Source organism: Frondihabitans sp. VKM Ac-2883 (assembly GCF_015350875.1).
Lineage (GTDB): Bacteria > Actinomycetota > Actinomycetes > Actinomycetales > Microbacteriaceae > Frondihabitans.
The window spans coordinates 192966-203524 of record NZ_JADKSF010000006.1 but is presented as its reverse complement, the minus strand read 5'-3'; the positions used below and the strand labels follow the sequence as shown (position 1 = coordinate 203524).

13 protein-coding genes are annotated in these 10559 nt (G+C 64.0%); 5 read left to right on the top strand and 8 right to left on the bottom strand.

Annotated features, from left to right (window positions below):
• From ITJ49_RS12825 to ITJ49_RS12815, 3 genes are all read right to left on the bottom strand, one after another.
• A partial coding sequence (locus ITJ49_RS12825; RefSeq protein WP_194605899.1) for a hypothetical protein occupies positions 1-293 on the bottom strand: 293 nt, incomplete at its 3' end.
• A gap of 170 nt (positions 294-463) precedes the next feature.
• Positions 464-754: a hypothetical protein gene (locus ITJ49_RS12820; RefSeq protein ID WP_194605897.1), complete on the bottom strand. Its 291-nt coding sequence runs from the start codon at positions 752-754 to the stop codon at positions 464-466.
• A 569-nt stretch (positions 755-1323) separates the two neighbouring features.
• Positions 1324-2424, bottom strand: coding sequence for a type I restriction endonuclease (locus tag ITJ49_RS12815; RefSeq protein WP_194605894.1), 1101 nt, complete (start codon positions 2422-2424; stop codon positions 1324-1326).
• 148 nt (positions 2425-2572) lie between these two features.
• Between ITJ49_RS12815 and ITJ49_RS12810 the strand changes: the two genes are divergently transcribed.
• From ITJ49_RS12810 to ITJ49_RS12800, 3 genes are read left to right on the top strand one after another with little or no spacing between them, the layout of a single operon-like run.
• Positions 2573-3214: a maleylpyruvate isomerase N-terminal domain-containing protein gene (locus ITJ49_RS12810; protein WP_194605892.1), complete on the top strand. Its 642-nt coding sequence runs from the start codon at positions 2573-2575 to the stop codon at positions 3212-3214.
• A gap of 38 nt (positions 3215-3252) precedes the next feature.
• Positions 3253-3753, top strand: coding sequence for a sensor histidine kinase (locus tag ITJ49_RS12805; protein WP_194605890.1), 501 nt, complete (start codon positions 3253-3255; stop codon positions 3751-3753).
• A gap of 8 nt (positions 3754-3761) precedes the next feature.
• Positions 3762-4364: a DNA-binding response regulator gene (locus ITJ49_RS12800; RefSeq protein WP_194605889.1), complete on the top strand. Its 603-nt coding sequence runs from the start codon at positions 3762-3764 to the stop codon at positions 4362-4364.
• Positions 4365-4539: 175 nt separating this feature from the next.
• Here the strand turns inward: ITJ49_RS12800 and ITJ49_RS12795 are convergent, their stop codons facing one another.
• The gene (locus ITJ49_RS12795; protein WP_194605887.1) at positions 4540-4923 is read right to left on the bottom strand and encodes a hypothetical protein; all 384 of its coding nucleotides are present in this window, start codon (positions 4921-4923) and stop codon (positions 4540-4542) included.
• A gap of 332 nt (positions 4924-5255) precedes the next feature.
• On the opposite strand from ITJ49_RS12795, the gene ITJ49_RS12790 reads away from it, so the two are divergent.
• A complete protein-coding gene (locus ITJ49_RS12790; protein WP_194605885.1) occupies positions 5256-6005 on the top strand; it encodes a hypothetical protein in 750 nt (249 codons plus the stop codon).
• Positions 6006-6085: 80 nt separating this feature from the next.
• Here ITJ49_RS12790 and ITJ49_RS12785 read toward each other — a convergent pair whose 3' ends face one another.
• Entirely contained in the window at positions 6086-6709 is a 624-nt protein-coding gene (locus ITJ49_RS12785) for a DUF6518 family protein (protein ID WP_194605883.1), read from the bottom strand.
• Between the two features lie 150 nt (positions 6710-6859).
• Positions 6860-7537 (bottom strand): response regulator transcription factor, encoded by a 678-nt coding sequence (locus ITJ49_RS12780; RefSeq protein ID WP_194605881.1) that lies wholly within the window; start codon positions 7535-7537, stop codon positions 6860-6862.
• A 138-nt stretch (positions 7538-7675) separates the two neighbouring features.
• Between ITJ49_RS12780 and ITJ49_RS12775 the strand changes: the two genes are divergently transcribed.
• A complete protein-coding gene (locus ITJ49_RS12775) occupies positions 7676-7954 on the top strand; it encodes a GlsB/YeaQ/YmgE family stress response membrane protein (RefSeq protein ID WP_194605879.1) in 279 nt (92 codons plus the stop codon).
• Positions 7955-8146: 192 nt separating this feature from the next.
• On the opposite strand, the gene ITJ49_RS12770 is transcribed toward ITJ49_RS12775, so the two are convergent.
• Positions 8147-9088: an acetamidase/formamidase family protein gene (locus ITJ49_RS12770; RefSeq protein ID WP_194605878.1), complete on the bottom strand. Its 942-nt coding sequence runs from the start codon at positions 9086-9088 to the stop codon at positions 8147-8149.
• Positions 9085-10494 (bottom strand): APC family permease, encoded by a 1410-nt coding sequence (locus tag ITJ49_RS12765; RefSeq protein ID WP_194605875.1) that lies wholly within the window; start codon positions 10492-10494, stop codon positions 9085-9087. Before ITJ49_RS12765 ends, ITJ49_RS12770 begins: the two co-directional genes overlap by 4 nt.
• Between the last annotated feature and the right edge of the window lie 65 nt (positions 10495-10559).

The following is a 10559-nucleotide window of genomic DNA, read 5'->3' as shown; positions in this document are numbered from 1 at the left end:
TCTTCTTCTTCTTCTTCTTCTTCTTCTTCTTCTTCTTCTTCTTCTTCTTCTTCTTCTTCTTCTTCTTCTTCTTCTTCGTCGTCGTCAGGCTCCAAGCGATGCAGGTGAACCGCGAACACCGCGAGCAAGAACCCGGACACGGCCAGCGCCGCGAACGCGTCGATCGCTCCTCCCCGAGCAATCCCTACGACAGCGGCCGTCACGAGTCCAAGGCCGATTACCGCGAAGAATCCCACGACGAGTCGGTCGAGGCGAAAAAGGCTCTCGGGATCGGAGGGCTCCTGTGTCGTCATGACTTCACTTTCCGGGCAACCCGCAGCTGCCAACTCGTCAAGGGTAGACCGGGAGACGGCGCCAATCGGATGCCTCTCTACCCTTCGAGAGGGTCAGTGAGGCTGCGCGTCCCGCGAGGATGACGGCGAACCGGGCGACCGCAAGCCACGCAGTGGGGTGGTTGGCGTCGTCAGTCGTGCTGGTTTTGCTCTCGTGGTGTGCGGGGCGGTTGGACTCCGGCACGGACGCCCTCGGCCGACTCGAACGCGACCATGGCCTTACGGGCACGCCGCCTCGTGACTAGACCAATGATCAGCCAGGCGACACCGATCAGGCCTTGACCAATGACGAAGCCGTTCAGCCTGTGGTCAGCCACGTTGAGGCCGCACAGCCCGATGAAGACCGCGCTGCCGACGAGAAAGTAGGTCCCCGAGAGGCGTTGGCGGTTGATCGCCATCCGTCGTTGTATGAGGCTGGGCACGACCGCACGCTATCCCGCGGGCCAAGTCACGTACAAGGGCACCCGTCCTATTTGGTCCTTGTCAGCTTTGTCAGATCGTCGCGCAAGGAGCATTAAAAAATGCGTTCCACGGCTACCTGCTGTCAACTGAGTGCTCATACAGCAATGGTCAGCGCACACTCTACGACTCCGCTTTCGGCGGCGGTCTGGGTGCAAAGCTTAGCCTCTCGGAGAGCGCGAGTTTCTACGTTGACGCAACGAAAGGCACTTGGCTCCTGACACAGTCCTAGTTCGTTCAAGGCCGTGATTTGCGCGCAAGCGTCACGCCTTTGCCTTTCTAGTGATCGTCAGACGTTGCCTCGGGGGCCACGGTCACGAGCGAAATCTCGCCAGAAGAGTTCAGGAAAATGTCCGGGTAGTTCCTGGCTCGAGCGCCCACCTGTGAGGCTCGCAGTTCACCACCATCTGCTCTTCGGTAGAGATTGGCTGCGTTGATGGCCGCAGCTATCTCTTTGCTAGTCAGCGGACGGCCGACGATCAGAAGTACCTGCCGCATCGCTCTATGAAGGGTCTGCTCTTTGCCGGCCACGCTAGCTCGCGAATGTCTTGACGGCCTCGCGGATCGCGTCAGCGTGCTCGTAGATCTCGTCAAGGGCATCGATCGGGTGGCGAGTCTCGTTTTTCTCGGCGTCGAAGACGCCCAGATATTTCTGTCGCTTGCCGTTGAAGTGGAGCCGCGCGATCGGCTTGCGATTGTTGTCGTCAAGCAGGATGGCAAAATACGACTTTTGGTCCCGGTGAGCGACGCGCTGAGGTTTCACCTCGCTGCATGCGATGGCCTTGACGATCTGGTAGCCCTCGAGTTCTTCCAGCGTTGTTTCGATTTCGGTGTCACGATCGAGGTCAGATTCCACTACGGGTTCACTACTCATGACTGACGCGGGAGCCTGGGCAACAGGGGCAGACGGGAACGCAGTGGACCCCAGGGCCGTCTTAAGGCGGTCGTTCACTTGTTCGTTCAAGTACTGCTTCGCAGCCTTTGCGACGAGAACGGTGAATTGCTCTCGGACTTTCTGTGTGTACGTGCCGTCGTACACACGGTTGGTGAAGAACTTCACCCAGTCGTCTGCAGGCTCGCGGAACTCTGCCGCGATGGCGCGCTTCAAAGCACCTACGTACTTCAATTCTTCTGCTGCGCTAATGACAGAGTCGAGATCGAAGACCTCTTTAGTGAGCTTTTCGAGTTCTGGGAGAAGGGTTTCGTCGATGTCCGACAGATCCAGGACCAGGAAAGGCTTGTCGTCCATTCGATTTGCGGCGTCGAGGTCGGTATAGAACTGGTAGGTCTCACCGTTCGTGAGAACGGCAATGCGGGCATTGGTCACAGCGAAGTACCGAAAGAGTTGCGAAGCATGCTCGATCTTGAGTGGCTCAGTCGATTTCTTGCACTCGATGAGAATCTGGACTTCGCCGTCTCGCATGATGGCGTAGTCGATCTTCTCGCCTTTTTTGACGCCGACGTCGGCGGTGAATTCGGGCACGACTTCAAGGGGGTTAAAGACGTCGTAGCCCAGGATCGTTGAGATGAACGGCATGATGAAAGCGTTTTTGGTGGCTTCCTCGGTCTGGATGGCAGCCCGCTGATTCTTTACCTTCAGTGCCAATGCTGCGAGTCGTTCGGCGAATTCCATTGCTGTTCCCCTTTGTTGAATACTTCTCATGACCTTAGGGGAGCCTGCGCCAAACCAACTGACTTGGCGAACCCCAGTTCGCGTGTCACCTGTTCCGATCGCGGGTTCTCACGCTCTGCCGAGAGATGCGCCTCAGTAGTCTCGGGCCATGACCGACGCGACCGCATTCGCAGTGACGCAACAGGCGTTCGATGCTGCCGCCGGCTGGTTCGAGCGGACGGTGGATGCCATTGGCACCCGCGCTGATCAGTGGAACGTCAGGGGGCTCGGGGAGTGGACCGTGCGGGATCTCGTCGGCCACACATCGCGCGCTCTCCTGACGGTGGAGTCGTACCTTCGGCCCGGCCCATCGACGTCGAATGCATCGACGAGCGACTACTACCGGGCTGTCCGAGAGTCGCGCGCTGATCCGGAAGCAGTGGCCGAGCGGGGCCGACAGTCAGCGGCGGATCTGGGCGATGACGCTGCCGGTGCTGTCCGGCAGGTTTCAGCACGGGTGAGGCTTCTCATCGCTCACCAGTCGGCGGACGCTCGGGTCGTCACGCCGGTCGGGGAATGGACTCTTGCCGCCTACCTTCCGACACGGGTCTTCGAGCTGGCGGTCCACACCGCTGACCTCCTCCGAGCCACTGGCCTCGAGGACGGCCGCGGCGCTCCGTCCACGGTGAATCGCATGGCGCTGCGGGTGCTGAGCGGCCTGCTCGCGGAGGCGAGTGACGACGACGCAGGGATGCTGCTGGCGTTGTTGACCGGACGGGGATCCTTGTCGCCTGAATTTTCGCTTCTTTGAATGATGAGCGCGGATCCATCGCCGTTCAGGGGGTGGGGGTGGGGGTCGTGACCGAGTCGATGTCGTCGGCCAACCCCCGGTCGAAGGGGATAGCCGGGGCCGTCGCCAAAGCCGCGCTCGACGACACACGGGCCGTGGTGAACGACTACCGCACCGTGACGGTGGCCGTCGAAGCCAGGAACGCGGCGGCCGTTCTCCGCTCGGCCGGTATCGACTGCGAGGCACGCATTGACGTGCCCGGTCTTCCCGCGGAGGTCGGAGCGGTCATGGCCGTCGCCATTCGCGAGGCCACGACCAACATCCTCCGTCACAGCCGCGCGACGCAGGCCTCCCTCGACCTGGCCCAGTCCGAGCTCGGCCCGTACGAACTGACAGTGTCGAATAACGGGGCGGGCGCCCTGCGGTCGGGAGGCACGGGTCTGGTGGGAATCACCGAGCGTGTAACGGTCTGGGGCGGAACGGTGGAGACCCGGCGGCGTGGCGACGTCTTCACCCTGGTCGTCCGAATCCCCGCAGACCGCAAGAGTGAAGGATCCTAGGACGCCGCATGATTCGAATTGTCATCGCCGACGATGAAGAGCTCGTCCGTGGAGCCCTCGTCGCGCTCCTGTCACTCGAGACCGACATCGAGGTGGTCGCCGATGTCCGTGACGGTCGCGATGCTGTCGATGCGGCCTTGGCCCACCGCCCCGATGTCGTTCTACTCGACCTGGAAATGCCGCACCTCGATGGAATCGACGCCGCTCGAGAACTCCGAACGCTGGTCGAGTGTCAGACCATCATCGTCACTCGACATGCCCGACCCGGCACGCTCAAGCGTGCCCTGGCCGCACAGGTCAGCGGCTTCGTGCCGAAATCGACCCCGGCGTCTCAGCTTGCCACCATCATCCGATCGGTTGCGTTCGGTGAGAGATACATCGATGTTCAGCTCGCGACAGCGGCGCTCACTGAGGCGGAGAGCCCGCTGACCGACCGAGAGGCCGACGTGCTCCGCCTCACCCGGGCGGGCCTTCCCACGAAGGAGATCGCCCGAGCGCTCCACCTCGCCCACGGGACGGTTCGCAACCATCTGTCGTCGGCGATGTCGAAGCTGCATTCGTCGTCGCGGGTCACCGCGGCAGAACTGGCCCACGACAACGGCTGGATCTGACCGGGGGATTCGACGCGGTAAGGCTGCGAGCGTCGATGACCGGACGGGGATCCTTGGTGGCTCAGGCGCCGCGACGACGGCAAACTGGCGCGGTTCGGCCATTCCGACCTGGCGCGCCGCGTCACATCGGCCGATTCGCGTCACTTCGTGCCCGCAGGCGATGGCGCGGGTTTTCTCAGAAGACGTTGCTGAATTCCGCAGTAACGAACCAGGACGCGATCAGCAGCGCGCCCATCAGCAGACCGGTGACGGTGGCGAAGATGACTGTCGGCTGGCCGGCGCGGTAGCGGCGTCGAGTGATGATGACACCGGCGGTCCATGCCAGCGTCGCTAGAGCCCAGGCCACGACGAGGGCAACATGCGCCAGGGCGCGCCCCGGATTCGGGACGTCGTCGCTGAGCCCATAGCCCCCGAGCACGATATCGGCACCGGTTGCTGCCGAGAACGCGAACGCTGATAGCGCGAACAGGACCGCGGCGGGTCGTGCACCAGCCGCTCCTCTGCGCTTCACGAGGCGCGCGACGAAGTACGAGCCCGTGATTCCGAGGCCTATCCACACTGCGGTTGCACCGTTCAAGCCTGCGAAGAAAACGAGGACCAAATCCGCGACGCCGACGACGGAGGCGAAGAGCGGCAACGCCAGGAGGAGACCCAAGGCGCCGGCGCAGCGACGAAGAGCTGACCGCGGGGCCGGGGAGGAGGTCTCGGTTCTCGCCGACGGTCGGAGTGATGGGGAAGGACCTGGCGACTTCGAAGGCAGTTGGTTCCCCACTGTTCACGACCGAGTCCTTGGAAATGTACAGGTAACGCAGTCGGGGGGAACGGGCCGGTCGGCGCGGGCCGCTTGTCGATAACCTCCGAGTATCGGAACATGATTGGGAAGCATCGGCAATGACGCCCTCATCGACACCTCCCCGCTCGCTGCCTGACGTGGCGTGGGGATGGCGGCTGCTGCGGCCAGCCCTCTATCTGCGCCTCTGGCGTTTCCGGCGACTCGTCTCCGGCGGGTTCTATCTGCCAGATGATCCAGACGAGCAGACTCACGACGGTGACAGGATCCTTTTCGTCGGAAGCCTGGAAGCCGCGCGTTTCGGCGTCGTCGACGAGCAGCTGTCGACGCTGTCTCAGGCGGCGAGAGACCTCGAGAGGCGGCGCGACCGTCGGTGTGACTGGCTTTTTCCGCGGAGCACGATTCGTCGGCCCCGTGACGGGTTCACCGAGGACTTCCGGAGCCACGGCGGTATCGATGCCGCAGTGGTCGCGATCGGGTACTCCGACGTGCTCCTCATGACAACCGCGCGGTCGTGGTCGACAGAGCTCCATCGTTTACTGGAGGGAATCAGGGAGGGGTCGGGTACGTCATGCCCGATCGTCCTCGCCGGATTGCCGCCCATGGACAGGTTTCGGCAGACGCCTCGAATGGGCAGGAGACGAATCAGGCAGCAGGTCGTCCGTCTCAATCAGGCGTCGGAACAGCTCGCGACGTCGATGCCCGAGTGCTTCTACGTGCCGTTTCCCGAGGTCACCGGCGCCGCGACTCAGGTCGGGCCGGAAGAATTCTCGTGGGCGAACGTGCACCGTCTCTGGAGTTCGGAGCTCACCACGGCGGTTGTGAAAGGGCTCGACGCGCGAAACCTCTGAGCCGAAGTGCTGGACGGGCTCGGGCCGTGACGTCGGCCTTGCCTTCGTGCCCTCGTGCCTTCGCGCCTGGGGTGACGGGGTCAGAGGAGGGCGAACGCCGACACGAACGCGGCGGTTCCGGTGACGGAGAGAGCGACCGCGAGACCACGGTCGCGTCGGCGGCTGAGGCGGCGCGCTAGCAGCCACGCCAGAACACCCACGCCGATCGCGATGCTGATGACCCAGTAGAGCCACCCCGTCGTATCGGCCACTCGCAAGAGACCGGAGACGCCGTCGCCGATCATGACGGTTACGAAGATGCCGCCACCGAGGGCTCGAAGTACGCCCGACGGGGAACGCCACCAGTAGCCGGCCAGCCCGACGACCGGCCCGGCGAGGGTCGCCACGGTGAAGTAGAAGTCGCCGGGGCCGTAGGAGTCGGGGAAGCCGCGGAGTGTCGACACGACCGCGTAACCCTGAAGAAGCGCATGAAAGACGACGAGCCCGAGCCCGGCGGCGACCCACCAGCGACGGGCACTGCTCCAGCGGGTGCAGACGACGGTGACGACGAACGCCAGGAAAGTCCAGCCGCTGTTCGAGTTGGCGAACGAGCTGACGCCGTCCGGCAGATACTGCTGGCCGAAGGATGTTGCCCCGCCGAGCAGAAGACCGGCCGCCGCTCCGACCAGCCACCAGGCGAGCATGTATCCGATGGATCGTCCCATGCGTCCACACTCGCAGAGGCGACGGGAGAGGGCGTCGCCCCAGCGGACGACTCGTGGTGGGCGCAAATACACCTCAGGGTGGAACAGAGTTAGGCGACCAGCTCGCGACGAGCTGTCTCGCAACCGGCTGACTTGCAACCGGCTGACTCCCTACGGCCCTCCGAGCCAGTGGTCGATGCGATGGTGGTCGGGGGTGAATCCGTGCCCGACGCCCCAGAGCACCGCCTGGGTGCGACTCTCGGCGCCGATCTTGCGGTACACCGACCGAATGTACGACTTGACCGTGTTCGGGCTGAGGTAGGTCAGCGTCGCGACCTCGGCATTGCTCTTGCCCTGGGTGATCAGGGCCAGGATCTCGGACTCACGGTCGGTGATGCCCTCGCGGCGCCCCGGCCAGTCGAGTCCGGCCGCGCTCGGCGCCCGTCGACCGGGTTCGCTCACGACGATCTCGCCGCGTGCCACAGCCTCAAGGGCCTCGACGAGCTCGCGCGCGGGCAGGGTCTTCGAGAGGTACCCGTGCACGCCCTGACCGAGAGCCGTCTCGACCAGCTCGGGTTGGAAGTTCCAGGTATAGACGACGACGTGACGGGCCTGCGGGTTGGCGACGAGCCCGGCGATCTCATGGTGGTCGGACTCCGGTTGGGCGAACGAGTCGTACAGCACGATGTCGATCGAGTCGTGCAGGACGGCGTTGGCGTCGATCTCCGACACGAGGATCCGATCGCGGTACGAATCGAACATGTGCGCCAGCCCCATCAGTACGACGTCGTAGTCGTCGACCAGCGTCACGGTGAGGGGCCTGGTCGTCGCGTTCGTCGTCGTGGTCATGAATTCAGCATCCCACCCCCAGGGGTGTGACGGCACACCCCCCGGGGTGGTTGAGTCGACCTATCGCTGAAACTGGCGTTCCCATCCGCACCACCACCACCGCACGCCCCCGCGTGCACCGAAAGAAAAGAGAACATCATGATCGGTCTGCTCATCACCCTCATCGTCGTCGGCCTCATCGCCGGCTTTATCGCCCGCGCGGTCATCCCCGGACGACAGAGCCTCGGAATCGTCAAGACGATCATCCTGGGCATCATCGGCTCGTTCGTCGGTGGATTCCTCGGCTTCCTGATCTTCCAGCACGACCCGATGGACGGCTTCTTCCAGCCCGCCGGCCTCTTCGGCTCGATCATCGGCGCCATCATCGTGCTGTTCATCTACACCCGCGTGGTCGGACGCAGCGCCGTCAACCGCTGACCCAGATCCCCGATCGCGCCGCGCCTCCCGGGCACGCAGCTTCGGCTGTGTCCGGGAGGCGGCTCTGTTCGGCGAGTGTCGCTAAATGACGCTGCGAGGCCCGGCTGGAATGCATTTGCCGGCACTCGCCGCGGCGGGCCACCGGCGCACCACGGGCGACGCGCCGCTGCAGAGGGCCCGAGTGGGGGTGCGTCAGAGCACGCTCTTCGGTACCCGGTGCAGCGTCACCGCCCCGACCGCGTCGAACGGGTGCAGCGGATCGGGTTCGACCGACCCCGTCGGCCCTCCAAGGCGCGAATGGCCGACAGCACTCAGAACGGCATACGCGTCGCCCTTCGTCCACCCGTGATCATCGACGAGGAACGCGAACGCGTCTTCGTAACCATGGCGGATGCTCTCTTGCACGGGGCTGCCGAGGCCGACGAAGATCCAGTCGTTGTCAGTCTCGATACGCGGTGCCCGTAGCGTCAGCCCCGGTACGAGGTCGATCGACACGACAGCGACCCCCTCCGCCTCGATAGCCACGAACGACGACTCGCCCTCGGCCATGATCGCGTGGATGTCGCCGATCGACAGATACGCGCCCTGGACCTGCACCGGCAGATAGACCGTCGATCCGACCCGGTTCTCGGTGACATCCATGTTGCCGCCCTCGGCGTAGGCCGGCATGATCGTCGAGTTCGATCCGGACGCCGGGGCCGTGCCCATGCAGCCGATCATCGGCAGCGCTGCGAACGTGTGCCGCGAGGTCACATGCACGCCGTCATCGTCGATCGGAACCTGACGGGTGAACATCTCGTCGCCCATCACGTGCTGGAGTGCCCCGGATCCTGGAAGGCTCACTGACCAGCCGTGCTCCTTCAGGCGGATCTCGTGAACCGTCACCGCGAGGGCATCGCCCGGGCGAGCCCCTTCGACATAGACCGGCCCGGTCACCGGGTTGATCTGAGCCTCGAGCTTCGCCATGTCGTGGTGAGAGTGCAGCTCGGCATAGACGGCGTCGCTCGTTTCGAAGCCGATGCGCTCGCCGGTGCCCGGGGCGATCCGGAGTGCCGGTGCGACATCGGCGGTGAAGCCAGGTCGCCCGAGCGACTTGTCGAGAAAGTGGTCAAGGCCCTCTGAGTAGTCGGTCACGACTCCGAGCCTACGACCGTCTTACGGCCGGTCATCCGGTAGTAGAGGAACACGCCGGCCCCGAGAACGAGCCAGGCGAGGCCCCCGATCTTGGCCTCGGGCGCCGCGTTGAGCAGCACGTAGCCGATGATCAGGAAGCCGATGACCGGCACGACGAGATGCAGCAGGTAGTTCGTCGACTTCTTCTTGACGATGTAGTGCACGACGACCGAGACGTGCAACAGCATGAATCCGAACAGGGCGCCGAAGTTGACGAGCGACGAGATCAGGTCGATCTGTCCGACGAAGAAGAGGACGAGGAAGGCCGAAAGGGCCGACACCGTGATGATGGCGTACTGCGGCACCCGGCGGGAGCTCAGCTTCGACAGGAAGGCGGGCAGTTGCTTGTCGCGACTCATGGAGAACAGCAGGCGCGAGGTCGCGGCCTGCGCGGCCATCGCGTTGGCGATGCCGACGGCGAGCACGTTGACCACGAAGAACGCCTTGGCCCACTGGCTGCTGGATGCGGCTTCGACGAGCGAAAAGAACGCATTGCCGGACTCCGATTTCGAGAACGGACCGTGTCCGGCGGCCAGCGCGGAGGCGAGCCACGTCTGCAGCACGAAAAGGAACGCCACGATGAACAGGGCCAGGATCATGGCTTTGCCGGCTCCGCCACGCTTGCCGGTCGACTCCTCGCTGAGGGTCGAGATGCCGTCGAATCCGAGAAAGGACAGCACAGCGATCGACAGGGCCGAGGCGATGAGCGGACCGGTGACCTTGCTCGAATCCCAGATCGGGTCGGTGGTGAACTGCGCGCCCGGAATCGTGCCGTGGTTGAGCGCGACGACGGCGATGATCACGAAGATCACGACGAAGACGACCTCGACGGCGAGGAAGATCCTGTTCATCATCTTGAGCGACGAGATGCCGAGAAGGTTCACCACGGTGTTGATCGCCACGAAGATCAGCGCCCAGATCCACGCGGCACTGCCCGGAAAGAGGCCGATCATCGACTGCGCCGCGAAGACGTAGAGCAGGGTCGGCACCAGGAGGTAGTCGAGCAGGATGGCCCACCCGGCGAAGAACCCGGCGACGGGGTGGATGCCGCGGCCCACGTACGAGAACACGGATCCTGCGAGCGGAATCGACTTCGCCATCTGCGCGTAGGCGAGAGCCGTGAAGATCATCGCGACGAGGCCCACGAGGTAGACGAGCGGCACCATGCCCGACGACGCGTTGTAGACGGTGCCGAAGATGGCCCAGGGGGCGATCGGCACCATGAAGATGAGGCCGTAGATGAGCAGGTCGACGGTCGAGACGGAGCGTTTCAGCTCTTGCTTGTAGCCGAACTTCTCGAGCTGCTGTTCGTTCGAGAGTTCGGCGGTGGGGGAGGAGGGGGTCGGGGATTCTTTTCGGAGCGTCATGGGGATGTCCTTGGGGAGAGGAGGAATGACTCGATGTGTGGGGTTGTGGTGGGGTGGTCCGGGGT